General features: G+C 61.8%; 22 protein-coding genes and 1 pseudogene. 6 read left to right on the top strand and 17 right to left on the bottom strand.

Annotated elements, in window-relative coordinates; all coding sequences use genetic code 11:
* Nucleotides 1-5 precede the first annotated feature (5 nt).
* Nucleotides 6-1,097 (bottom strand): Gfo/Idh/MocA family protein, encoded by a 1,092-nt coding sequence (locus HV753_RS03090; RefSeq protein WP_175172944.1) that lies wholly within the window; start codon nt 1,095-1,097, stop codon nt 6-8.
* 226 nt (nt 1,098-1,323) lie between these two features.
* Here HV753_RS03090 and HV753_RS03085 point away from each other — a divergent pair, with 226 nt between their 5' ends.
* The gene (locus tag HV753_RS03085) at nt 1,324-2,391 is read left to right on the top strand and encodes a LacI family DNA-binding transcriptional regulator (protein WP_175172943.1); all 1,068 of its coding nucleotides are present in this window, start codon (nt 1,324-1,326) and stop codon (nt 2,389-2,391) included.
* A 327-nt stretch (nt 2,392-2,718) separates the two neighbouring features.
* Here the strand turns inward: HV753_RS03085 and HV753_RS03080 are convergent, their stop codons facing one another.
* The 3 genes from HV753_RS03080 to HV753_RS03070 are packed head-to-tail and all read right to left on the bottom strand — an operon-like array spanning nt 2,719 to nt 6,784.
* The gene (locus tag HV753_RS03080) at nt 2,719-3,717 is read right to left on the bottom strand and encodes a Bug family tripartite tricarboxylate transporter substrate binding protein (RefSeq protein WP_175172942.1); all 999 of its coding nucleotides are present in this window, start codon (nt 3,715-3,717) and stop codon (nt 2,719-2,721) included.
* 47 nt (nt 3,718-3,764) lie between these two features.
* The gene (locus HV753_RS03075) at nt 3,765-5,684 is read right to left on the bottom strand and encodes an alkyl/aryl-sulfatase (protein WP_175172941.1); all 1,920 of its coding nucleotides are present in this window, start codon (nt 5,682-5,684) and stop codon (nt 3,765-3,767) included.
* Between the two features lie 23 nt (nt 5,685-5,707).
* Nucleotides 5,708-6,784 carry an alcohol dehydrogenase gene (locus HV753_RS03070; RefSeq protein WP_175172940.1) on the bottom strand — a complete coding sequence of 359 codons (1,077 nt, stop codon included), beginning with the start codon at nt 6,782-6,784 and terminating at the stop codon, nt 5,708-5,710.
* A 141-nt stretch (nt 6,785-6,925) separates the two neighbouring features.
* On the opposite strand from HV753_RS03070, the gene HV753_RS03065 reads away from it, so the two are divergent.
* Entirely contained in the window at nt 6,926-7,672 is a 747-nt protein-coding gene (locus HV753_RS03065) for a TetR/AcrR family transcriptional regulator (protein WP_175172939.1), read from the top strand.
* A 329-nt stretch (nt 7,673-8,001) separates the two neighbouring features.
* Here HV753_RS03065 and HV753_RS03060 read toward each other — a convergent pair whose 3' ends face one another.
* The 10 genes from HV753_RS03060 to HV753_RS03015 all read right to left on the bottom strand — a co-directional run bounded on the left by HV753_RS03060 (nt 8,002) and on the right by HV753_RS03015 (nt 16,750).
* Entirely contained in the window at nt 8,002-8,985 is a 984-nt protein-coding gene (locus tag HV753_RS03060; RefSeq protein ID WP_175172938.1) for a Bug family tripartite tricarboxylate transporter substrate binding protein, read from the bottom strand.
* 108 nt (nt 8,986-9,093) lie between these two features.
* On the bottom strand, nt 9,094-9,894 hold the full coding sequence (hpaH, locus tag HV753_RS03055) for a 2-oxo-hept-4-ene-1,7-dioate hydratase (protein WP_175172937.1): 801 nt from the start codon (nt 9,892-9,894) through the stop codon (nt 9,094-9,096).
* 22 nt (nt 9,895-9,916) lie between these two features.
* Nucleotides 9,917-10,348 carry a nuclear transport factor 2 family protein gene (locus HV753_RS03050; protein WP_175172936.1) on the bottom strand — a complete coding sequence of 144 codons (432 nt, stop codon included), beginning with the start codon at nt 10,346-10,348 and terminating at the stop codon, nt 9,917-9,919.
* A gap of 7 nt (nt 10,349-10,355) precedes the next feature.
* The gene (locus HV753_RS03045; protein ID WP_175172935.1) at nt 10,356-11,588 is read right to left on the bottom strand and encodes an NAD(P)/FAD-dependent oxidoreductase; all 1,233 of its coding nucleotides are present in this window, start codon (nt 11,586-11,588) and stop codon (nt 10,356-10,358) included.
* Nucleotides 11,585-11,905: a non-heme iron oxygenase ferredoxin subunit gene (locus HV753_RS03040; protein ID WP_175172934.1), complete on the bottom strand. Its 321-nt coding sequence runs from the start codon at nt 11,903-11,905 to the stop codon at nt 11,585-11,587. The genes HV753_RS03045 and HV753_RS03040 overlap by 4 nt, the downstream gene beginning before the upstream one ends.
* 2 nt (nt 11,906-11,907) lie before the next feature.
* Nucleotides 11,908-13,176: an aromatic ring-hydroxylating dioxygenase subunit alpha gene (locus tag HV753_RS03035; protein WP_175172933.1), complete on the bottom strand. Its 1,269-nt coding sequence runs from the start codon at nt 13,174-13,176 to the stop codon at nt 11,908-11,910.
* 21 nt (nt 13,177-13,197) lie between these two features.
* Nucleotides 13,198-13,689 carry an aromatic-ring-hydroxylating dioxygenase subunit beta gene (locus tag HV753_RS03030; protein ID WP_175172932.1) on the bottom strand — a complete coding sequence of 164 codons (492 nt, stop codon included), beginning with the start codon at nt 13,687-13,689 and terminating at the stop codon, nt 13,198-13,200.
* Nucleotides 13,690-13,727: 38 nt separating this feature from the next.
* Complete coding sequence (locus HV753_RS03025) at nt 13,728-14,828, bottom strand: cupin domain-containing protein (RefSeq protein WP_175172931.1); 1,101 nt, start codon at nt 14,826-14,828, stop codon at nt 13,728-13,730.
* Between the two features lie 64 nt (nt 14,829-14,892).
* Complete coding sequence (locus tag HV753_RS03020) at nt 14,893-15,891, bottom strand: ornithine cyclodeaminase family protein (RefSeq protein ID WP_175172930.1); 999 nt, start codon at nt 15,889-15,891, stop codon at nt 14,893-14,895.
* Nucleotides 15,884-16,750 (bottom strand): fumarylacetoacetate hydrolase family protein, encoded by an 867-nt coding sequence (locus HV753_RS03015; RefSeq protein ID WP_175172929.1) that lies wholly within the window; start codon nt 16,748-16,750, stop codon nt 15,884-15,886. The genes HV753_RS03020 and HV753_RS03015 overlap by 8 nt, the downstream gene beginning before the upstream one ends.
* Nucleotides 16,751-16,965: 215 nt before the next feature.
* Between HV753_RS03015 and HV753_RS03010 the strand changes: the two genes are divergently transcribed.
* Complete coding sequence (locus HV753_RS03010) at nt 16,966-17,697, top strand: GntR family transcriptional regulator (RefSeq protein ID WP_175172928.1); 732 nt, start codon at nt 16,966-16,968, stop codon at nt 17,695-17,697.
* Here the strand turns inward: HV753_RS03010 and HV753_RS03005 are convergent.
* From HV753_RS03005 to HV753_RS02995, 3 genes and pseudogenes are all read right to left on the bottom strand, one after another.
* Nucleotides 17,677-17,832, bottom strand: a pseudogene (locus tag HV753_RS03005) (ArsB/NhaD family transporter); the annotation flags it as partial. The gene HV753_RS03010 and the pseudogene HV753_RS03005 sit on opposite strands and share 21 nt — an antisense overlap.
* Nucleotides 17,833-17,863: 31 nt before the next feature.
* Nucleotides 17,864-18,370 carry an arsenate reductase ArsC gene (locus HV753_RS03000; RefSeq protein WP_175172927.1) on the bottom strand — a complete coding sequence of 169 codons (507 nt, stop codon included), beginning with the start codon at nt 18,368-18,370 and terminating at the stop codon, nt 17,864-17,866.
* Between the two features lie 14 nt (nt 18,371-18,384).
* On the bottom strand, nt 18,385-18,747 hold the full coding sequence (locus HV753_RS02995; protein WP_175173653.1) for an ArsR/SmtB family transcription factor: 363 nt from the start codon (nt 18,745-18,747) through the stop codon (nt 18,385-18,387).
* Between the two features lie 101 nt (nt 18,748-18,848).
* On the opposite strand from HV753_RS02995, the gene arsH reads away from it, so the two are divergent.
* The 3 genes from arsH (at nt 18,849) to HV753_RS02980 (ending at nt 22,427) form a co-directional block, all read left to right on the top strand.
* Entirely contained in the window at nt 18,849-19,601 is a 753-nt protein-coding gene (gene arsH, locus HV753_RS02990; protein WP_175172926.1) for an arsenical resistance protein ArsH, read from the top strand.
* Between the two features lie 180 nt (nt 19,602-19,781).
* Nucleotides 19,782-21,305, top strand: coding sequence for an amidohydrolase family protein (locus tag HV753_RS02985; RefSeq protein ID WP_175172925.1), 1,524 nt, complete (start codon nt 19,782-19,784; stop codon nt 21,303-21,305).
* A gap of 27 nt (nt 21,306-21,332) precedes the next feature.
* Nucleotides 21,333-22,427, top strand: coding sequence for an ABC transporter substrate-binding protein (locus HV753_RS02980; RefSeq protein ID WP_175172924.1), 1,095 nt, complete (start codon nt 21,333-21,335; stop codon nt 22,425-22,427).
* Nucleotides 22,428-22,436 lie beyond the last annotated feature (9 nt).

Raw genomic sequence — 22,436 nt, 5'->3', positions numbered from 1 at the left:
TTTGGTTATTCAACAGCCGGCAGCCGTACCGTGCGGCCTTCGGCGATGGATGTATACGCGGCCTCGACAAGCGCCATCGTGCGTACGTTGTCGGTCACACTCAACGCAGGCTCGGTGCCGCTGGCCAGCGCGTACTGCAACTGCTCCATCACGCCGATGAAGGCATGCGGAAACCACATCGTGTCCCACGTGGGCGTTACCCAACGCCCATCGGTATGGCCCGCGGTCGCGCGCGAGGCGTAGCTGAGCGTCGACGGCTCGCCGGTGGGCCAGCCGATGGTGCCGCGCGCGACGCCCTCGGTGCCTTCCACGCGCCAGCGGATGTGCTGGTCGTCGGGGTAGCCATCGGCCCGCGGGCCCGACCACACATCTTCGAGCGACAGCGCAAGCAGGCCATTGCCAAAGCGCAGCGTGGTGCTTACCAGCCCATCCTGATGCGCGAACTCGGTGCGCGGATCGGGGCGGGTGATGCTGGTGATCTCGGTGGGCTCGCCAAACAGATAACGCAGGGCATCGAGGTGATGCACGCTCATGTTCGACAGCGTCAACCGGTCATAGCCGCGCAAAAAATCCTGCCAGTGCGGGATCGCGTGCATGTCGATCTGCGCGAACACCGGCGTGCCCAGCACGCCCTGGTCGAGCAGCTGTTTGAGCGTGCGCATCGATTGGTCGTAGCGCATGTTCTGGTTTACCGACAGGATCTTGCCGCTGGCCCGCGCCTCGTCGCGCAAGGCGCGGGCTTCGTCCAGCGAGAGGGCGAGGGGCTTCTGCGCCAGCACGCCGCGCACGTGCGGGGTGCGTAATGCGGCGCGAATCAGCGCGGGTTGCAGGTCGGGCGGATACGCGATGTCCACGATCTCGATCTGCGGATCGGCGATCAAGGCCAGGGGATTCTCATGCACACACGGGATGCCGTAGCGTTCGGCGACCTTGGCCGCTTTGCTGCGGGTACGCGACGCAATCGCCGCCACCGTGAAGCCAGCCTGCTGGTAGGCCGCCAGATGGCACTCGGCCATGATCATGCCTGCGCCGATGCAGCCGATGCGAAAGCGCCGTTCCCGAACGGGCTGGTCGGGCGCCAGGGTAGGGTGCGACATGTGCTCCTCCTGCCGGCTTGGTATGCACTGTCGACTGCCAGGCATCCCGCCGTGCTGTGTTTGATGTTATTGAGCCGCGATATTCACATCAAAACAATCAGGGGTAAAGGTGCAGGGCGCCTATAGGGCAGCGGTGTTACTTTTTTGATCCTGAATGATTGCAAATGATTGGTTATGATGGCTTCGTTACCATCGTCCTGATGGTGTCTTGAGAGCCTGTTCCCGCATGCGTCCCACCATTTCCCTCATCGCCCGTGAAGCCGGCATGTCCACCGCCACCGTGGATCGCGTGCTGAATGACCGCGACGGCGTGCGCGGCAAAACCCGCGACCGCGTACTGGCAATCGCGAATCGTCTCGGCTACTTCGTCCAGGGCGCCGATGCCACCAGCCAGGATGTGCGGGTCGATTTCGTTTTGCCCGCCGGCACCAACAGCTTCATGACCACGTTGGGCCAGCACTTGCTCGAAGAGGCCGCCACCCGACCCGATGTGCGCGCCCGCCTGCATCTGATCGAGGGATTCGACGCTAATAAGCTCGCGCAAAAGCTCTACGAGTTGCGCGGGCAGACGCAGGCCGTTGGCTTGGTCGGGCTGGACCATCCACAAGTGCGCGACGCCATCATGGCGCTGCGTGACAGCGGCGTGCATGTGAGCACGCTGGTGTCGGACATTCCGATCTCGGCGCGCCTGGGTTACGTGGGCATCGACAACCGCGCCGCGGGCCGCCTGGCCGCGCTATTACTGGGCCGGTTTCTGCCACAGCATACAGAGCGGAAGGTCGCGGTGTTCGTAGGGTCACTGGCGTATCGCGGCCACGAAGAGCGAGAGATGGGCTTTCGCTCGCTGCTGAGCGAAGAGTTTCCGCACCTGCGCATCGCACACATTCTTGAGATCGGCGATGACCGCGACCGCGCCTTTGCCGTCACGCAAGATCTGCTGCGCAAAGAGCCGCCGCACGCGATTTACAACATCGGCGCCGGCAATCAAGGCATCGCGCGGGCGCTGAAAGAGGCGCGGCCGGTAGAGGCTCGGCCCGCCGAGGCGTGGCCAAGCGAGGCTCGCTCAAGTAAGGCAGCCTCCGCTCATCGCATTGTTTTCGTGGGCCACGACCTGACCGAAGCCACGCGCCGCCTGTTGCTTGATCGCACCATGGACGCCGTGATCGACCAGAACCCGCGCGTCGAGGCGCGCGAGATCGTCAAGCTGCTGGTGGCGGCCGTGAAGGGCGCGCCCGAACCCAGCTATCTGCCGCGGCTTCAGGTCATCTTTCGGGAGAACATTCCGGAGCCGTGATGGCTGTCAGCTGGGACATGCTGGGCGGGCCTTCGAAGCGACGCAGAGGTGTTAGGAGTCGGCTACATAGCTCGGGGCCAGAGCATTGGGAAGCGGGTGTTGCGCGGCCTCTGCCAGTCTTGGGCGAAATACGCATAATGTGTATTATGTAAAGTAAAGGATTGAGGCGACCACACCGTCTCTTCCATTTGAGATGAGTTCCAGCCATATCGTTGGCATGACAGCCAATGCCCTTCGCCAAATAACCAGGGTCTTGGGAGATCGCGCTGTCCCCCTTGCCCGGATGCGAAGACCCAGTCAGGGTGAAAGCGCGAGCCCAGCCATGGCTCAATCGAGTGGCTGGAAGTTTGTTTTCTGAACGAACATCTTGTAGCGCTCAGATGCCATGGCGAGATCCTCCCCGTACTGCTTGGCTGGCTTGAAGTCCGGGCGGTATTCAAGGATCTGCAAGGCATTGAGGACACTGGCATCGCCCATTGCTTTACGTACGGCCTCTTGCATGCGATGAGTGGTTTTCTCCTGGGTTCCTTTCTTTGCCACAATTCCGATGGATTCCTCGAAAATGAGCTCGGGATAGCCCAATTCAGCAAGAGTCGGGACACCGGGCGAGAATGGAGAACGTGTCGCGGTGCTCACGGCCAGGACTTTAACTTTCCCGGCCTTTGCGAGCTCAACAAAGTTGCTCGACAGGTTGATCGCCAAGTCCACTTCGCCGGCAAGTACTGCCTGAGTCAGTTGGGGGCCACCACGGTACAGGATGGGCTCCAATGCCAGGCCTTCTGCTTTGGAGAGCAACGTGCCGATGAAGTCAGTCCCACTGCCACGACTCGGCACACCAAAGGTGCCCCTCTTGCTCTCCTTTGCCCACGCTACGAATTCCTTGAGTGTCGAGAACGGTGAGTCGCTGCGCGTGACTACTGAGACGTGGTAATCGCATATCTTGCAAACCGGAACGAAGTCGTTTGGGTCGTAGGATAGCTTTCTGTAGACATGGGGAAAGGACGCGAGCATGGCAGCCGGCGTAAGGCCAAAGGCTGATCCGTCGGACGCCTGGTTGCCAAGCCAATCCAAGGCGATTCTTCCTCCCGCGCCGGTCTTGTTTTGTACGATTATGGTCTGATTGAGTTCGCGCTGCCCTGCTTCGGCTAATGCCCGCGCGACAAGGTCGGGGCCTCCGCCGGCGGGAAAGCCCACAACCATGGTAATCGGTCCATTTGATTGCGCGTTGGCAGAAACTGAGCCAGTTAGCGCGGCGGCAACACCCGCAAAGTGCACGGCAACCGCGCCGGCCCCGGCCTTCATCAAGAAATCGCGTCTTGTAGACATCTGTGTCTCCTCACAATTGGTGAATCAAATCGGGGATGAGACCCGTTTCAGGGCTCCACGACGTTGAAAAGCGGATCGAACGAGTCAAGCCCGGCCAAGAGGGAAAGAACAGGCCCGGCATTGCCGTTGATCCGAACGTCGCCGCTTTCAACGGCCCCTGCAAAGCCGATTTCTGCCTGCAACGCCTGAAATAGTCCTGCACGTGTGGTCTGAAGCACCGCATCGGCCGCGTCACCATGGGATCCCGGGCGATGGCTCAGCGCCCCATTACTCAGCGTCACTTTGGTGCAGCTCTTCTCGTCGGTCATGTGCCAATCAAAGCGAACGGTCTGCCCTTCAACCGCCTCGCTCATGACGCGAATGGCGATGAAGTCAAAGAAAAGTGGCATCGGCAGCTTGGACACCACGCCAGGATTGATGCGGTTGCCATCCTTCTCCCGCGGCCGCAGGCCCTCGCGGAGCTCACGTGCTCCAAGTAGATAGGCGTTGCGCCAAGTGGCTGATTCCGCTTGGTATCCCAGTTGCTCGAAGGCATCGGCGCAGAGTTCGCGCGCGGCTTTGTTCGCCGGATCCGCAAACACCGCTTGATTCATGATCTGGGCCACCCAGCGGAACTCGCCACGCTCAAAATCTTCACGAGCACGGGCAATGGCGCGCTCTGCCCCGCCGGCGTACTCGATGTATTTGGCTGCGGCGGCGCTCGGCGGCAATGGGTTCAGATTGACGGGATTTCCATCGTAGGGACCCATGTAGAAGGCATAGATCGCCTGCACGTTGTGTACCACCGCGCCGTAGTACCCCCGGGTGTGCCATCGCTTGGACAACTCATTGGGCATCATGAGCTGCTCGGAGATTTCTCGAGGCGTCAGCCCGTGGCTCATCTGTCGAAGCGTCTGATCGTGAATGTATCGGTACAGGTCACGCTGCTCGCTCAGATACGTGATGACCTTTTCCTTGCCCCACGTGGGCCAATGGTGTTGAGCCAGGCACACGTCTGCCTGGCCAGCGTAGAGGTCCACGCTCTCGTCCAGATAGCTTGCCCATGCCAGCGCATCGCGGACCTTTGCGCCGCGGATAGGGCAAAGGTTGTGCATCGTGTTGCAGGCATTCTCGGCCATGTTGAGAGCGCGCATTTGCGGGAAGTAGAAATTCATCTCCGCCGGCGCTTCCGTCCCGGGGGTCATCTGGAATATCACCTCGACGCCATCGATCACCATCCGTTCATTGGTCTGGGTGATCAGGTGTGTCGGCGGGATCAGACTGGAGGTCCCGGTTCCCATGCCCTTGCCAAGTCCGCTGTCCACGTGGGCCCGCGGCCCGGGCTCCAGGTAGGTGCCAAACTGAAATTCGGCACGTCGGCGCGACGGGATACCGGCGAGCAGCGATTCCGACATGACCTCTTCCATGAAGCCTTCGGGGGCAATGATCTGCACCCGCCCTGCTTCCACGTCTTCCTCACTGGCCACTCCCTTCACGCCGCCATAGTGGTCCCGATGACTGTGGCTATACATGACAGCCACCACTTTTCGCGGGCCGAGGTGCTTTTCGTACAGCGCCAGAGCGGCACGCGCCGGCTCTTCGAAAGTCAGCGGGTCGATGACGATGAGACCAGTGTCGCCTTCAATGAAAGTGATGTTGGCGAGGTCAAAGCCACGCACTTGATATATCCGGTCGCAGACCTTGAACAAGCCGTGAATCCTGTTGAGCTTGGACATGCGCCACAGGCTCGGATTCACGGTAAAGGGAACATATGTGTCGTCGAGAAAGGAGTACTCCTTCTGGCTCCAGACAATCCTGCCGCTGGCGTTGCGGATCGTTGCGTCTTCGATGGTGCCAATGAAACCCCGATTGGCATCGTCGAAGTCACCCACATCCGAAAAATCAAGCGATCCCCGCAAGCTTTCTTGCATGGAGGCCGTGTGCGGATGCGCATCTTTATGTCGGCTGTTTTCTGTGTCGTTGTTCATGTTCAATCCACCAATGGCAGGTGTCAGGCGTTAGCCGGGGTGTGGGTGAAGTCCAGCACGGTTCGGCCCACACCGCGGTGCTGGTTCAGTTCTTGGAGAATGTTGCTGATCTCGCCAGGGGCTTTGACAGTGATTGGAGGGGCTTGCAGCTTCCCGGCCTTGGCAAGTTCGACGACGCCATGCAGGTCGTTCAATGTCCCGACAAACGAACCGACAATGGCGATGGACCTCTGGGCCACGGGAGGCAAAGGCAAGGAAACTCCTCCGCCATGCAGCCCTACCAGTACGTATGTTCCGCCTTTGCGCAAGACGGAATAAGGCAGGTTGAACGTTGAGGGCATGCCAACGAAATCAATGGCCGCAGCCAGACGTCCATGCGTGGCTTGGTTCAGTGCGTCATGTGCCTGCGGGCCGTCACTGCGAACCGTTCGTGCAGCGCCCTGCTCCTTTGCCGCGTCCAGTTTGCTGTCGTCGATATCGCAAGCCACGATGTTCCGGAACCCCATGCCCTTCAACATGGAAATGGCAAGCAGCCCGAGACCGCCACAACCGATGACGGTGATCCAGTCGTCTGTCCGCATCTGCGGAATTGCCTTCGCAATGGCGGAGTGGCAGGTGACCCCGGAACACGCCAGTGTGGCGGCGAACGCATGGTCGATTCCGGAGACATCGACCAGATACTTCGGATCCGGCACGAGTAGATGCGTGGCGAACGCACCTGGCGTGGCGATACCCACATTTCTGGGGGTGGCGCACAGCGTGGACAGGCCTTCATCGCAAGCCCAGCATTTGCCGCAGCCTATCCACGGGTAAACCACGCGCCTGTCCCCAACCGCCACACCGCGAGCATCCGGACCGACCGCCTCAACGATGCCCAGCGGCTCGTGTCCAAGCGTCAACGGCGGATTCAGACCCCGGTCCTTGAGATAGGCACGTTTGCCCTCCCCCAGATCGAAGTAGCCGTGCCAGAGGTGGACGTCGGAGTGGCACACACCCGAATGCGTGATCCGCACCACGATCTCGGTGCCAGAGGGTTTCGGCGTCTCGCGCAGGCGGACCTGCAAAGGCTTGCCGTGTTCGGTTACTTCGTAGCTCAGCATGCTGTCTCCAATCTGTTGCGTCGTAAGGCGGCGCCACCAAGAATTTTTAGTTTAAGTCACATGACTTAAAAAAATCAATGATGTGACTTAAATTTGAAATGCGCCGTACAATCGCAACAGATCTGACACTGCGCTCCAGTCATGCCTACACCTGCCAAAGCAAGTCCGCCGACGACCAAGCCATCCTCTCGCGTGCCAGCGTCGAGAGGGAAAGAGAGTGCCGTCGCCCTCATCGCTACAGCTCAACGTCTGTTTGCCGAGCGCGGCATCGATGCCGTTTCATTTCGTGAGATCGCAAGAGAAGCAGGGCAGAAAAATAATTCCGCCCTCGCCTATCATTTCGGATCCAAGGAGGCCCTGATTCAGGCCATCCTTGACGCAGGGATGCAAGAGGTCAATGTATTGCGCAATGACTACGTCGATCAGCTCTACACATCCGGGAGATACACCGATTTGCGGGCATTGGTCGAGGCACTGGTGTGGCCTCTTGCGATGAAGCTGGTGACTGAGAAAAAAAACACATACAACCGTTTTCTCGCGGCAACGCAGTTGCATCCCGACATTGACCTCGGCGCAAGTTCAGCAGAGGTGGACCGGGGCTTTCGACGGGTTTTTGAACTGGTTGAGGTGGCACTGCCAAACGTCCCTGGACCGATCTTGAGGCAACGTTGGCTCGCTATCATCAGCTTCATGATGTTTGCGTTGGCCGACTATGAGCGTCTAAGCGCCAGGCGCAGCAAATCCGGGCAGTCATTCGACATTCATCGCGCTATCGAGAATCTCATCGACATGCTGAGGGGAGCATTGGCGGCTCCCATCTCTGAAGAAGTTGCCAATCGGATCACGAAGCCTATTCCCCCGTCAGGCAAACTCGTCATCGACGGATAGCGCCTTCCGGCTAAAGAACTGGCGGATCGAACGTCACTACGTATAGCTGCCCGCGTTGCTGTGCCACCAATTCAAGGTGATGAACGGCTGTGCCTGGTGGCCGTTGCTCAAGTCAAACGTTGAGTTAGCCAAGGCGAATGCTGCCCCGTGGGGGCAGCAACGATAGACATCGGGACCTACGCTAAGCGGGTGCAGAAGACGACATGTTGTGTAGAAATGATCGCATTATTCTTTCTAATTATTCTGAATATTTGCACCATTTCGCACTTTTTGTATCGTTGAAGCAACAAGCGCGGCCGGTTCACAGCCATGTCGTCTGACTACTTTTATCAATCGATCGCCGCACCTGCCGTCTTCACCACCTTGCCCAGCCGCGTGTATTCCTCGGCGCCAAACTCCGCCAGCGACTGGCGCGACGTCGGTGACGGGATCGCGCCGCGGGATTCCAGCGCTTGCTTCACTTCAGGCCGTTGCAGCGCCTGGCGGACGGCGGCGTTCAGCTTGTCCAGCACGGCAACCGGCGTGCCTTTGGGCGCATACAGGCCATCCCAGGCGAAGAATTCATACCCCTTCACCCCCGCTTCGTTGATCGTCGGAATATCGGGATTGGATGCCACTCGTTGGGGAGTCGTCACGCCCAGCGCCCGCAGTTTGCCGGCGGCGATCTGCCCCGACACATTGGGCATGACGTCGATCAGGAACGAGATTCGGCCGCCCAGCAGGTCCGTCATGGCGGCGCCGCCGCCTTTGTAGGGGATATGCATGACCTTGATGCCTGCCATCTGATTCAGCAACTCACAGGCCAGGTGGGACGACGTGCCGTTGCCCGCCGATCCACAGGTCAATTCCCCCGGGTGGGATTTGGCGTAGTCCAGCAATTGGGCCAGCGATTTGAAGCGGTCATCCGTGCCGTTCACGACCAACGCCGCGGCAATGACGGTGAAGCGGGAAATCGGCTCGAAATCGCTGGGCGCGTAGCCCGGCGACTTATATAGCCAGTGATTGGTGGCTTGCGTGCCGTTGGTGCCATAGGACAGCGTATAGCCGTCCGGGTTGGCCCGCGCGGCGATGGACGTGCCGATATTGCCGCCCGCGCCGGGCCGGTTTTCCACGATGATGGATTGGCCCAGTTCGCGCGACAGGGGTTCGGCCACCAGCCGCGCCAGCGTGTCGCCGCCGCCGCCCGCTGCGAAAGGCACCACCAACGTGATCGCATGCGTGGGCCACGCGGCCTGTTGTGCCATCACGGCGGTGGACATCAGTGACGCGCAGACGGCCGCCACCGTGAGATTCAGTGTTTTAGAGGGTTTCATGGGTTGTCTCCTGAGTAATTTCTTCGGCGCATCCGCTCTGTTCTAGGGGTGTCGGCGCGCTTGCCTGATACCGCTTATCGGGTCGTGTGGTGTCTCCTGACTGTGACTTCAGACAAAGCGGCAACTGACCGAGCCGAGCGGCCCGTAGTCCACATGGAAGGTGTCGCCGCCCTGCGCGAACACCGGGCGGGTGAACGATCCGCTAAGGATGATCTGCCCTGCTTCGAGTGTTACGTCGTGCTCTCCCAGCTTGTTGGCCAGCCATACGACGCCATTGGCCGGATGGTTCAACACCCCTGCCGCCAACCCCGTTTCTTCGATGACCGCGTTGCGCGACATCATCGCGCCCACCCAGCGCAGGTCCAGATCGCCCACGCGCACCGGTCGACCGCCCATGACGACGCCGGCGTTTGCCGCGTTGTCGGCAATGGTGTCGAACACCTTGCGCGGCCGCTTGGAATCAGGGTCGATCTGATGCGACCTGGCATCGATGATTTCCAATGCCGGGATCACGTAACGAACGGCGTCCAGCACGTCGAACAGCGTCACGCCGGGTCCCTTCAGCGGGCGGTCCAGGATGAAAGCCAGTTCTACTTCTACGCGCGGGACGATGAATCGGTCGCGCGGGATTTCAGCGCCGTCGGCAAACAGCATGTCGTCCAGCAGCGCGCCATAGTCGGGCTCGTCGATTTGCGACGACAGTTGCATGGCGCGCGAGGTCAGTCCGATCTTGTGGCCGACCAGGCGCCGGCCAGAGGCGATCTTGTGCTCGACCCACGCGCGCTGAATCGCGTAGGCATCGGCGATCGTGATGTCGGGGTGATCCAGCGACAGCTGGCGGACCTGGGATCGGCTTTGTTCTGCCTGATCCAGCCGTAGCGCCAGGGCTTTTATTGTTGTGGCATCCATGTATGTCTCCTTGGGGGTGTTTTTATTCGGGTGGCAGGTGGCGCCGGCTGCTCTTGTCGGCCAAGCGCCAGCCTTCTTCTGTCTTGCGAAGGATGTCGCGGCATTCGCGGATGGACACCAATCTGGGCGCCCCGCCCTGCTCTGCTGGCACGCTGTCGTAGGCGGTCAGGAAGTAGATGACGGTTGCCTCGGTCTCGCCCAGGTCGGCCAACCGCAGGTTGGTGATGACGTGGCAGGTGCTGCGTTCCGGTGCGCGCGCGTTCAGCGCCGCCAGGACTTCCTCCGGGCCGGACAAGCGGCGGCCTTGCCGCATCCAGACACCGTCTTTCGCCATCAAGGCGGCGGCCGCCTCGTGGCGACGGGTGTCCAGCGCATGAAAGAAGCGCAGGACGACGTCCTCGCAGGCCGCCTTCGCCTGCATGGCCTGATCTGAATAGTTGATGGTTCCAGTCATGGGGCAATCATCCGATTTGGGCATTGGCCAACGGCACGTCCGGCCGCTGCAACAAGGCCGGGTCCAAGACCGCGCCTTGCGCGATCCACTTGCGCAATTGACGCAAATCGCGCACGGCGTCCACCGTCACGCCGCCCACGATGCGTCCTTCCGTATCCAGGGAAACCGACAGCAGCGCACGGCTTTCCGCTTGCGGGCGTTGCACTTCGCTGACGGCAAGGGCCGGGAAGCCCACGATCTGGACCATGGCGTCGTACTGTTCCGACCAGACGGCACCCGTGGGCTGGTATGGCGCCGTTTCACCCAGCGCGGACAAGGCCGCGGCGGTTCCCTGGTCTTGCGCGTTTTGCCAGGATTCCAGCCGCACCCGGCCGCCGGCCCCTTGATGCACCGACACGGCCACGTCGCCCGCCGCGTAGACATCCGCAGCGGACGTCCGGCAGAATGCATCGACCAGCACGCCGCGATCGCAGTCGATGCCGGCCTCGCGCGCCAGCGCATCATTGGCTTGCAGGCCAACGCCCAGCACGATGGCATCCGCCGCGATTTGCGTGCCGTCGGCCAGTTCGGCCACGGACGTTCCGTCGGCTTCCCCTGCATGCACCGCTAGCAGCCTTGCGTCCAGCCGCAGGTCGACGCCGTGCGCGGCATGCAAGGCGGCCAAGTGCGCGGACACACCGGGCTGCACGCTGCGGGCGCACAAGCGCGCGGCCTGCTCCAGCACCGTCACCTTGCTGCCCGCTTGACGCGCCGTGGCGGCAACTTCCAGGCCGATCCAGCCGCCGCCGACGACAACGATATGCTTGCCGCGCCCCAATCGGGCGCGCAAACGGAGCGCATCGTCCCGGGTACGCAAGACGTGCACGCCAGGACAGGACAGCCCTGGCAAGGGCGGCACGATCGGGCGGCCGCCGGTACAGAGGATCAGCTTGTCATAGCCGATCGATGCGCCGTCCGAGGTGTCCACCTGCTTGTCATCCAGTCTTAGCCGGCTGGCCGCGATGCCTGGCAGAAACTCAATCTTCAAGGCCGCCAGCCGTTCCGCCGAAAACAATTCGGTGCTCTCGGCGGGCGCCTGTCCGCTGAGCACCGCCTTGCTCAACGGCGGCCGTTCATAGGGCGCATGCGGCTCGTCGCCCAGCAGCACGACGCGGCCGCTGTAGCCGCGGTCGCGCAAGGTGGTGGCGGCCCAACCGCCCGCCTGCCCCGCCCCGATGATGACGATGGCGCCCGTGTTCACGCGGCCTCCGCCTTCAGGTACACCGTGTCCGCCTCGACGCGCACGTCGTAGCGGCGCAGGTCGGTCGTGACGGGCGGGCACTGCGGCTTGCCGGTACGGATGTCGAACACGCCCTGGTGCAGCGGACATTCGATGGTGCCGTCCTCCAGGTAGCCATCGGCCAGGCTGGCGTTGCCGTGCGGACAGCGGTCTTGCGTGGCACAGATTTCGCCTTGCAAGTCGTACAGGCAGACGCCCTCGCCTTCATGCTCGACGCGCAGGGTGCCGGTATCGGGCGAGATGTCCGACACCAGCGCAACGGGTTTCCAGATGTCCATGGTCAGAGCCCCATTGCCTTGCGGTAATAGTCGTAGAACGACCGGATCAAGACTTCGGTGACCATGTAATCAGCGGGTTCGGTATCGCGGCCGCCCATTTCGACGATGCCGCGCGCTTCCGGATAGCCGGTGACGCCTATCTGCACCTGGTTCAACATTTCGCTGTCGTCCATGGACACGAAGCCGGCGGGACCCAGCAGGTTGGCGTGCTTGAGCCTGAGCCGCGTCATTTCCTCGTCGTCGTCTTCGTAGCCGTAGTAGGTAAACACCAGTTCGTGTTCCGTGGGGCTGCGCGGGATCACGTGGCGGGTCTTCAGCGAATTGGCCTGGATCCCGAACTGGGCGGCAGGAAACACCCACGCGCCGCCAACCCGGCCTCGATTGAACTCGGCGCGCGGGGTCACGGTTTCCAGGTCCAGCAGTTCCAGGTCGTCGCGGAACCGGCTCATTTCGGTCGTGGCGGTGGTCTTCTTCTTGCCTTCGTTGTGCGACACCATCACGCTGTGCGCGCCGCCGCCAGTGGGAATGCACTCGGACTTGGAATCCGCGCGCCACAGGCCGAACGTGATGTAGAAGGTATGGAGCAAGGTCGCGTGGTACGGGTCCTTCAGGTTCTCCAGGTACATCTTCCAATTGCTGGGGATCAATTGGCGGCTATATCCCAGCAGCTTGAGCGGCTTGCCGGGCAGCATGTGGTCGATCTCGGCCAGCACTTCCGCGCCGCAATAGTCTTCAAAACTGGGCGCTTCTTCAGAGAAGGTGGCCCAGATGGAGCCGCCCCGATTCACGCTGCGCAGCTTGCGGATGCCATTCTGCTTGGGGTCGAAGTCCTTGGGCATGCCGCCCTTGCCCATCGCGCCCCGGCGAAACGGTACCCCTTGCAAGTTGCCGTTCAGGTCGTAATTCCACTGGTGATAGGGGCACGTGAAGTCCGTCACCTTGCCGGTGTTGTGCCAGCAGATCTGCGCGCCGCGATGCGCGCAGCGGTTCTCCAGCACGTTGATCTCGCCCGTTTCGGTGCGAACCATGATGACCGGGCGGTTGCCGATCCAGTTGCGCTTGTAGCAACCGGCCTCGGGTACTTCGCAGGCCAGGCCCACATAGTTCCAGGTCTGGCCGGCGAAGAACACGTCCATTTCCTTCTGGAAGATGGCCGGGTCGGTGTAGACCCAATTGGGGATGCGCGTGTAGCCCTCTTTGGGCCAACGGCGTTCAAGATGGATGGGGGCCGCGGCCGGGGTGTCGAGCACGGCGGAGTCGGAACAGGTCATGGCAGTTTCCTTGCAGCGGATTCAGATGGGAATGATCAGCGAGGTGCGCACGCGATAGTTGTCGTACACGCAGTCGCGCCGGCTCAGCGCCAGGCCTTCCGGCGTGACGCGCAGCACATCCAGGTAGCGGCCCACCATGTTCAAGGTGGGTTCGCGGTCGGACAGCGCTTCCGTCACGGCAAAATTGGCTTGCGACACGATGTGGTCGCCCTGCACTTCCATCACGCGCACGCCGCTGATGAAGTGGCGCAGCGAGCGCGGCTCGAACATGGTGGTTTCACGCAGCGCCGTGACGCGGTCGCGCACCATGTTCTTGTTCATGCAATAGATCAGGCCCAACGGCAGGCCGGCGTCGTGGTTTTCGCGAGACAACACGCGGTAATGGCAGTCTTCGGTGAAGAAGTCCGGCCATTCCTCCAGTCGCCCTTCGTCCAGGCAGAAGGCGTAATCGTCGTAAAAATCCCGCAAGCGAGCGCGCAAGGAAGAGGCGTCGGACAAGTCAGTCAGAGTCATGGTGAATCCGGATATCGATACGTAAGGAAGCCTGCGTTTCAGGAAGCCGCGGCCAGTTGCGCGCGGTTGCTTTCAAAACCGCTCTGGCTGCCCAGCGCCAGGATGGGCTCCTGCATGCGCTCCTGCCAGATCAGGGACTCCATCGCAATCTGTAGCGGGTGGTCCTGGACGGTCAATGCAGACGTGGTTTCCGTGCCTGAATGGTGCGAGTGCATCGCCCAGCCCGGCGCCGACAGGATCAAATCGCCTGCCTTCCAATCCAGACGGGTGCCGTTGACCTTGCTATAGCCATTGCCGCGCAAGTAGTAATTGATCGCCGACGAGCTATGGCGATGCGGCACGTGATGGTTGTCCGGCGGCGATGACGAAATCGTCGCGAAGAAGCTATGGGTGGTGCCGATGCGGCGTTCGGTCGCCGGGTTGTACAGCACGAATAGACGGCGGCCGTTATAGCCGCGCGCCATGTCTTCGACCGTCGGCAGATAGCGCGACACCGCCTGCCAGGGCCAATGCAGCGCCTTGGACTCCAGCACGTCGATATCGATCAACCATTCGTAGCCCATCAGCCATGCGCCGTCAGGCGTGATCTGTTCACGCAACGCCAGGTCGCGGGAACGCGCGGCGTCGGGCGCACGGGCCGGAACGGGTTGGGTGTTGGCGTCCGCGGGCGGGACGTTGCCCTCGAATTCCTCAACGTAGTGGATTTCGAGTTTTTCCAGCAGGGGCGCATTGGAGTACGACAAGCGCACCCAAGGCGTCTTGCCGTCGTTGCGGTAGGAATGCACCTGCATGGCGGGCGTGTTCCAGACGTCCCAATGGCCCACCGGAATATCGCGGCCGGCCACCGTGGCCACGCCCTCGCCGCTGATACAGATCTCCAGCATGTTGGAGTTCTTGCGCAAATTGAGCGTGCGTTCGCCAGGGTTCACCACGTTGATGGTCACGTCCGTGCCGGGGGCCAGACCCAGGCCAGGCGCGGTCGCTTCCGGATGCACGATGAGCGAGGCGCGACGGCCGTTGTCTGGCCGGGGCGCATCCACCAGCCGCGCGATTTCCAGATCGATGTCCTCTTTCGGGATGACGATCGACGGCCACTTGTTTTGTTCCCGGGGGCTGACCCCGCTGACATTGACGAACATGCTTGTCTCCTCTAGCCGCCGGCGCTTTGGGCCGGCGGTCGTGTTGATGGAATACGCTTCAGGGTCATGGCTGCGACAGCAGCAGGTTCTCGCGGGTCTGCGGCGGCAAGGCCACGCCCAGGTCATGTTCGCGGGCGTGCTCGTACACCACGCGGGCCATCGCCAGGTCGGACAGGCCCATGCCCATGCCTTTGAAGATGGTCAGCCGGGCTTGCTCAGGCCGGGACTCACCGGCGGCCAGCAGATCGCTCAGCACCGACACGCCTTGCCACGGGGCGCCATCGGATCCATAACGCTCGCGCAGTTCGCGCGAGCCCCGGCGGGCGTTCTCCAGGTCGTCCACCACCACGCTGTCAGCGCGGGCGAACACGTCCTGGGAAAACTCGGCCTTGGCTGGCAGGATTGCCCCCACAGCGTTCAGATGGCGGCAATCAGCCAGCAAGGCCGCATCCACGAAGGGTTCGGCCGCGCGCGTGATCAGGGTGACGATCTGGGCGCCTGCCAGTGCGTGTTCCAGGCTGGGGGACTCCTGGATGTCGAAGGCGTACTTGCCCGCCACGCTGGCCACGAAGGCCCGGCGCTTCTCTGGCGTGGGGCTGTAGACGCGCACCTGCCGCAAATTCCGCACCGCGGCCAATGCCGCCAACTGGGTGACGGCTTGCGGACCCGAACCGATGAGCGCCGCACAGCTTGCGTCTTCGGGCGCCAGGGTGCGCGTGGCCACGCCGCTGATTGCCGCCGTGCGCAACATGCCCAGCGCGCGCGCTTCGATAATGGCGCGCAGGGTGCCGGATTCGGCGTCGAACAGGCTGAATAGCGACCCGCCACCCTGCTTGGTATGCACCCAGGTCTTGAAGCCGGCATAGCCGCCCTCGCCCGTCTGGACGGAACCCAATGCATGCATCGAGCTTCCGTTGCCCCAGGTCGCCAGCGACTTGGGCACGTTGCGCGCCTGCTCGTTGCCCTGTGCGACAAGCATGGCTTGCAGCGCATCGATGGCACGATGGATGTTCAGCACCGAGACCACGTCCCGTTCCGTCAGATACCGCAACGCATCAACCATGCGTGTCTCCGGGTTGCGTGGCGGGTTCGTCCGCCACCATGTTGATCAACGTTCCGATGCCGGGAATTTCCACTTCCAGCCTGTCGCCGGCGGCCAGGAAGCGCGGCGGCTTGCGGCTGGAGCCGACGCCCTCGGGCGTGCCCGTGGCGATGACGTCGCCCGGCGACAAAGGGGTGAAGGCACTGATGTAGGCAATCAGTTCAGGGATGGGAAAGATCAGATCGGACACGTGGCCGTGCTGCATGACCTCGCCGTTGACGCGGGAGATGACTTCCAGACGCGCCGGGTCGCCCACCTCATCGGCCGTGACCAGCCACGGGCCGATGGCGCCGCTGCGTTCAAAGTTCTTGCCCGGAGTGACTTGCGCGTTGTGTTTTTGGTAGTCGCGAACGGAGTTTTCGGCCATGCAGGTGTAGCCGGCCACGTGCGCCATCGCATCGCCTGCGGCAATGTGGCGCCCTGCCCGGCCAATGACAACGGCCAATTCACCTTCGTAGTCCAGCTTGTCCGACAGGCGGGGCTTCCACACGGGCTCGCCATGCCCGACAAAACTGTCTGCAAAGCGCGGGAACAGCGAGGGGTGCTGCGGCAACTCCCGACCGGCCTCGGCCACGTGCCGGCCGTAGTTCAGGCCCACGCAAAGAATCTTCCTGGGCGCAGGCACGGGCGGCAGCCACTGCAAGTCGGCGAGCGGCAGGCGCGGTGCGTCTGGCGATTGCGCGGCTTGGGCGATGTGATCCACGCCCGCCTCCAGTGCGGCAATCACATTGGGCCAGACCTGAGTCAGCGCCACGACTTCACGGTCGCGCACCACGCCCCAGGCACTGCGGCCCGCTTGAACGAAGCTGATCAGCTTCATGTTGTCTCCTGTGAATCTAGGCAATTGGCATGCATTCGCGGATTTCTTTGCATGCATTACGGGAGGAATCCTCCCTTCAATCGCTGTTTTTTCGCATTATTGCATGCAATATTGACAAATCACAAGGCGGTGAGAGATTTTTTTATGGCCTATTGCATGCAATTTTGTAGGTACACTAGAGCCCCTTTCAGACCGTTTTCAGCCGACGCCCCGCTATGGCCGCTCAGATCGATAAAGTTATTTCGGAACTCCGGGACATGGTTCTTTCCGGGGCGTTGCAGCCCGGGGAACGGGTGGTGGAACTACAGTTCTCGGCGCGTCTGGGCGTGTCGCGCACGCCATTGCGCATTGCGCTGACAGAGCTTGAAAAGGAAGGCTTGCTGGAACGCCTTCCGTCCCGAGGCTTTCGCGTGCGCGCCTTCACGGTGGACGAGATCGGGGATGCGGTGGATGTGCGCGGCGTACTAGAGGGAATGGCTGCCAGGCTGCTGGCGGAACGGGGGGCGTCCCAAGCGGTGCTTGACCAGCTTTCCCAAGCGGTTGAAGAAGGACGGATATTGCTGGCGCCCGCCAGGCGAGATCCCAATACCACGGTGGATGCACGCGCCTGGGGCCAGATCAACCGCCGTTTTCACGAGATTCTTTGCGAGGCCGCGGGCAACCGCGCCCTGCTGTCGGCCTTGGAACACAACAACAAGACTCCGCTTGCCGGCCCCGCCGCACTGACGCTGCCGTCGACGCCATCATTGCTGGAAACGCCCTTTGTGCTGCGGGCGCAGGCAGACCACGAAGATCTATTGCGTGCAATCACCCGGCGCGAAGCCGTGCGTGCCGAAAACCTGATGCGTGAACACGCCTACCGCAGCCGCGAGAACAAGCGCGTGCTGCTGGAGTCCCTGCGGGGAGCGTTATCCGCGCAGCCGTTATTAGGGGATAGCAGCAGCTAGCTTGAAGTAGTAGCCCCAAGAGATCACGCTTCCCTTGCGTTCCAGTACGTGCAGCCACAGCAGCGTTGCCAAGCTGCCGATTGGCGTTATCTTGGGGCCCAGGTCGCTGCCGATGACATTGGCGTAGATCAAAGATGCTTATCGCGGCGATCATGTACGGCGCCAGTCAGGCTGCTGGCGGCGCGGCGCCGATCTGCTTCAATTCGCGGTGGATAGCCGCCTTATCCAGCGTGGCAAGGGGCAAGTGGGCAAAGATATTGATGCGAGCCGATAGCTGGCGAAAGATCTTCTCGAACGCGCGGCGCTTGTCGGCGTCGGCACCTTCGACGGCGGCCGGGTCCTCGAACCCCCAGTGCGCCGAGATCGGCTGGCCCGGCCATATGGGACAGACCTCGCCCGCCGCGTTGTCACAGACGGTGATGATGAAATCCATCTGGGGCGCACCCGGTACCGCGAACTCGTCCCAGCTTTTGCTGCGTAGGGTGTCCGTCGGGTAAGTCAAGACGCTGAGTTTCTCGATTGCAAACGGATTGACCGTGCCGCCGGGGTGGCTACCGGCGCTATAAGCCTTGAAGCGGCCCTTTCCAAGCGTGTTCAGAAGCGCCTCGGCCATGATGCTGCGTGCGGAATTTCCGGTGCATAGAAAGAGTACGTTGTAGACCTTGTCAGCCATGATGCGTGAACTCATTAGGGGGTTGTCTTGGAACAGCCGGCATTGGCGGGCGGGGGCGCCGAGCCGTCGATCAGCGGCATCGGAGTGCAAGGATCTCCGCCACAGCAGTTTTCAGTCAGATAAGCCAGTAGCTCGGCCATCGATTCAAAGCGAGCCTCGTAGATGACGAACCGCCCTTCCTGGCGCGATTTCAACAAACCCGCGTGCACCAGCTCCTTCAAGTGAAAGGACAGCGACGATGGCGGGATACCGGTCTTTTCGGCGAGTTGACCCGCAGGCAGCCCTGCCGGCCCGGCTTGGACCAGCAAGCGGAATACGGTAAGCCGCGATTCGTGTGCGATCGCGGCCAGAGCTTTCACGGCGTCTTTGAGTTCCATATTTCGACTATAGTGGAAATATAGAAGGGTGTAAATGTCTCGCGTTGCGTTGCGTATGCCCGCCTTGATTCCCAATTCCTTGATCAGCAAAGAGAGTTGCAATGACGACGTATTCCTTCCCCACGGATCTGGACCTTCCCAGCCTGGACGAGTCCTTGCTGGACGTGCCCAGCCAAGACAAGCTCTTGCTGACGAGCGGCGCCGCCCACCCTCCTCGCATTCTGTTGTTGTATGGCTCGCTGCGCGAACGCTCCTATAGCCGTTTGCTGACCGAGGAAGCCGCCCGCATCCTGACCCGCCTGGGCGCGGAAACCCGGATCTTCGACCCGCATGGCCTGCCGCTTCCCGATGGCGCTCCGGCGGATCATCCCAAGGTGGCCGAGTTGCGGGCGCTGTCGCTATGGTCGGAAGGCCAGGTCTGGTGCAGTCCGGAACGGCATGGCACGTTGACCGGTGTGTTCAAAAGCCAGATTGATTGGCTGCCGCTGGAAACCGGCAGCGTGCGCCCCACTCAGGGGCGTACCTTGGCGGTCATGCAGGTGTCGGGTGGGTCGCAATCGTTCAACGCGGTCAATGCGTTGCGCGTGCTGGGCCGCTGGATGCGGATGGTGACGATTCCAAACCAGTCTTCCGTAGCCAAGGCGTTTCAGGAATTCGACGAGGCAGGTCGAATGAAGCCATCGCCGTACTACGACCGAGTGGTCGATGTGATGGAAGAACTGGTCAAGTTCACCTTGCTGGTGCGGGATCGCAGTGACTATCTGACCGACCGCTACAGCGAAAGAAAAGGCATGGCCGAGGACGTCGCGCGTCTGGCACGCAAGGCCATGGAGCATGAATCAGTGACGCGATGAAAGCCGTCGCGTTTTCTCCCGCATGGTGTTGCGGGATCGTTGAAGTTTGACCCAAGTTATTTGGTCATAAGGCACAACTAAAGAACGTATTCATCGTTGGTCGAACCCCCCTCCTCCCGTAACGTGTGCAAGCCGTCGTGGCATCCGCCGCAACACGCGACACGAACTACGGAGAAGCCGATGAATACGCCTTTGAATCAGGGCCAAGCGTCCCGATCCGCCGCCGTCAAGGCGACGCTGGACTACCCGGTGATCGACACCGATGTGCACGTCAACGATTACGCGCCGATTCTTGAGGACTACGTCCAGCACTATGGCGGCGCCAAGTTGGTGGATGCGCTGCGCAAGGCGTTGGGGTCGCGTTTTGCCACCAAAAGCGGCGGCAAGGATTGGTATCAGCAAACGCCGGCCGAGCGCCAGGACAACCGTACCTTGCGTTCGCCCTGGTGGGCGCGTGTCACGCGCAACACCTTGGATCTGGCCACCTACACCCTGCCCGAATTGCTGAACGAGCGGCTGGCGGAACAGGGTGCCGATTATTCCGTGTTGTTCCCCAACGATGTGTTGGCGCCGCTGGCTGCGGGCCCGGACGCCCGTCAGGCGCTGCACCGCGCCATCAATCATTTCCACGCCGATCAGTACCGCAAGTACAGCGACCGCCTGACGCCCGTGGCCGGCATTCCCCTGAATACCCCACAGGAAGGCATCGAAGAGCTGGAATTCGCGGTGAAGACGCTGGGCCTGAAGGTGATCAACATCGCAGGCGGCGTGAAGCGCCCGATCAAGGCCATCGCGCAGAAATACCCGCCCGAGCAGTACCCCGATATCGCCAAACACGCCAGCTACATCGATTTCTACGGCATCGACAGTGAGTATGACTATGACCCGTTCTGGGCCAAGGTCGTGGAACTGGGCGTGCCCGTCACGACGCACTATGGCAGCCAGGGCTGGACCGGCCGGCATTCCATCAGCAACTACATGTTCAACCACATCGGTCACTTCGCCGACGGGTCGCAGGCGTTTGCCAAAGCATTGTTCTTTGGCGGCGTGACCCGGCGCTTCCCGGGCTTGCGCGTGGCGTTGTTGGAAGGCGGCGCGGACTGGGGCTCGCATGTGTACACGCACCTGGTTGATCGTTGGGAAAAGCGCAACCGGGTTGCCGTGCAGAACTACAACCCCGCCAATGCCGATCTGGGCTTGCTGCAAGACTTGTTCGAGCGCTATGGCGCTGATTTCATCAAGGGCCGCGACATCGATCCGGCGAAGTTGCTGCGCGACAGCCTGGGCATTTCCGCGCTGCCTCACAGCCGCGAGCCGCATGCGGAGGAGCTCGACGACTTTGCGGCCGCCGGGATCGAATCCGCCGAGGATATCCGCACCCGCTGGGTGGACAGCTTCTATTTTGGTTCCGAATCGGACGACCGCACGGTGGCTGCCGCGTTCAATGATCGCGTCAATCCGCTGGGCGCAAAGATCAACGCGATCTGGTCCTCGGACATCGGCCACTGGGACGTTCCGGACCTGACGGAGCCCCTGGCGGAAAGCTGGGATCTGGTCGAGCAAGGCGTGATCAGCGAACAGGATTTCAAGGCATTGGTCTTTGGCAATCCGTATCGCTTCTACACGCAGGCCAACCCCGACTTCTTCCGGGGCACCCTGATTGAACGCAAGTTGGCCGCCGCGCCCGTGCGTGCCGCCGCCTGACTTTTCCCCTATCGAATGAGCATCCCGATGAAGTCATTGAAGTCTCTAGCAAAGCGCGTGTCCCTGCTGGCACTGTTGACCGCTGCCGCCTTGGGTGGCCCTGCACAGGCGGCGGATGTCATCCGTGTGGGCGTTGCCACCGCCGGTGGCGGCGACCCCATCACCTGGGGCGGGTCGCCGGGCGGGGTCGTGCGCGCCAACCAGTGGTTGGAAGAAGCGTTCAAGGCCGACGGCGTGAAAGTGGAATGGCTGTTCTTCAAAGGCGCGGGCCCCGCTGTCAATGAAGCGCTGTCCAACCGGCAGATCGACTTTGCGTATCAAGGCGACCTGCCCCAGGTGGTTGGCCGCGCCAATGGGCTGAAAACCAAGCTGCTGGTGGTCAGTGGCGCACGCAATAACCTGTACCTGGTGGCTCCGCCCGCGTCGCCGCTGAAGTCCATCGACGATCTTCGGGACCACAAGGTATCCCTCTTTCGTGGCACCAACGGCCATCTGGTCGCCATCAATGTGCTGGCCGCGCATGGGTTGACGGAGCGCGACATCAAGGGCGTCAACCTGGATTCCGGCAGTGCGCAGGCGGCACTGGTATCCAACGGCGTGGATGCGGCGTTTGGCGGGTACGAGTGGTTCAAGATACGTGATCAAGGTCTGGCCAAAGTGATCTACAGCACGCAAGGGCAGGATCCGGCCTACACCCGCCAGGCCTCCTTGCTGGTGCGTGAGGATTTTGAACGGGAGAACCCGGCGCAGGTGCAAAAAGTCGTTGATGTGTTCGTCCGCGCCGCGCACTGGTCATCCGATGAGAAGAACCGTGACGCCCTGTTCAAGATCTGGGAGAAAAGCGGTGTTCCCTATGCGTCCTGGGCCGCTGAATTCGACAAGCAGGACCTGTCCGCCCGCAATTCCCCGTTGATCGACGACTTCATCATTGCCCGCTACAAGGCGGTCGTGGCGGACGCGGCCAAGCTCAAACTGATCCGCCGCGAGGTGTCGGTTGATGGCTGGTTCGACCCGCGCTACCTGAATCAGGCATTGAAGACGCAAGGGCTTGAGCAGTACTGGACGGCATTCGATGCCAGCGGCAAGCCCGTGTCCGCCCCGCGTCAGGCCGCGTCACGCTAGGGAGACGGC

This window comes from Achromobacter pestifer (assembly GCF_902859625.1).
GTDB classification, from domain to species: Bacteria; Pseudomonadota; Gammaproteobacteria; order Burkholderiales; family Burkholderiaceae_B; genus Achromobacter; species Achromobacter pestifer.
Note: the sequence above shows the minus strand (reverse complement) of the source record. Positions and strands in the feature narration are given on the sequence as shown.

What these genes read in the sequence shown, in the direction of transcription:
- HV753_RS03025 (WP_175172931.1), bottom strand. Translation starts at nt 14,828, where the DNA reads ATGTTCGTCAATGTCAGCGGGGTCAGCCCCCGGGAACAAAACAAGTGG.
- HV753_RS03035 (WP_175172933.1), bottom strand. Translation starts at nt 13,176, where the DNA reads ATGACCTGTTCCGACTCCGCCGTGCTCGACACCCCGGCCGCGGCCCCC.
- HV753_RS02985 (WP_175172925.1), top strand. Translation starts at nt 19,782, where the DNA reads ATGAATACGCCTTTGAATCAGGGCCAAGCGTCCCGATCCGCCGCCGTC.
- HV753_RS03065 (WP_175172939.1), top strand. Translation starts at nt 6,926, where the DNA reads ATGCCTACACCTGCCAAAGCAAGTCCGCCGACGACCAAGCCATCCTCT.
- HV753_RS03075 (WP_175172941.1), bottom strand. Translation starts at nt 5,684, where the DNA reads ATGAACAACGACACAGAAAACAGCCGACATAAAGATGCGCATCCGCAC.
- HV753_RS03010 (WP_175172928.1), top strand. Translation starts at nt 16,966, where the DNA reads ATGGCCGCTCAGATCGATAAAGTTATTTCGGAACTCCGGGACATGGTT.
- HV753_RS03020 (WP_175172930.1), bottom strand. Translation starts at nt 15,891, where the DNA reads ATGGTTGATGCGTTGCGGTATCTGACGGAACGGGACGTGGTCTCGGTG.
- HV753_RS03030 (WP_175172932.1), bottom strand. Translation starts at nt 13,689, where the DNA reads ATGACTCTGACTGACTTGTCCGACGCCTCTTCCTTGCGCGCTCGCTTG.
- HV753_RS02980 (WP_175172924.1), top strand. Translation starts at nt 21,333, where the DNA reads ATGAAGTCATTGAAGTCTCTAGCAAAGCGCGTGTCCCTGCTGGCACTG.
- HV753_RS03040 (WP_175172934.1), bottom strand. Translation starts at nt 11,905, where the DNA reads ATGGACATCTGGAAACCCGTTGCGCTGGTGTCGGACATCTCGCCCGAT.
- HV753_RS03070 (WP_175172940.1), bottom strand. Translation starts at nt 6,784, where the DNA reads ATGCTGAGCTACGAAGTAACCGAACACGGCAAGCCTTTGCAGGTCCGC.
- HV753_RS03060 (WP_175172938.1), bottom strand. Translation starts at nt 8,985, where the DNA reads ATGAAACCCTCTAAAACACTGAATCTCACGGTGGCGGCCGTCTGCGCG.
- HV753_RS03015 (WP_175172929.1), bottom strand. Translation starts at nt 16,750, where the DNA reads ATGAAGCTGATCAGCTTCGTTCAAGCGGGCCGCAGTGCCTGGGGCGTG.
- HV753_RS03050 (WP_175172936.1), bottom strand. Translation starts at nt 10,348, where the DNA reads ATGACTGGAACCATCAACTATTCAGATCAGGCCATGCAGGCGAAGGCG.
- hpaH (WP_175172937.1), bottom strand. Translation starts at nt 9,894, where the DNA reads ATGGATGCCACAACAATAAAAGCCCTGGCGCTACGGCTGGATCAGGCA.
- HV753_RS03090 (WP_175172944.1), bottom strand. Translation starts at nt 1,097, where the DNA reads ATGTCGCACCCTACCCTGGCGCCCGACCAGCCCGTTCGGGAACGGCGC.
- HV753_RS03080 (WP_175172942.1), bottom strand. Translation starts at nt 3,717, where the DNA reads ATGTCTACAAGACGCGATTTCTTGATGAAGGCCGGGGCCGGCGCGGTT.
- HV753_RS03085 (WP_175172943.1), top strand. Translation starts at nt 1,324, where the DNA reads ATGCGTCCCACCATTTCCCTCATCGCCCGTGAAGCCGGCATGTCCACC.
- HV753_RS02995 (WP_175173653.1), bottom strand. Translation starts at nt 18,747, where the DNA reads ATGGAACTCAAAGACGCCGTGAAAGCTCTGGCCGCGATCGCACACGAA.
- arsH (WP_175172926.1), top strand. Translation starts at nt 18,849, where the DNA reads ATGACGACGTATTCCTTCCCCACGGATCTGGACCTTCCCAGCCTGGAC.
- HV753_RS03000 (WP_175172927.1), bottom strand. Translation starts at nt 18,370, where the DNA reads ATGGCTGACAAGGTCTACAACGTACTCTTTCTATGCACCGGAAATTCC.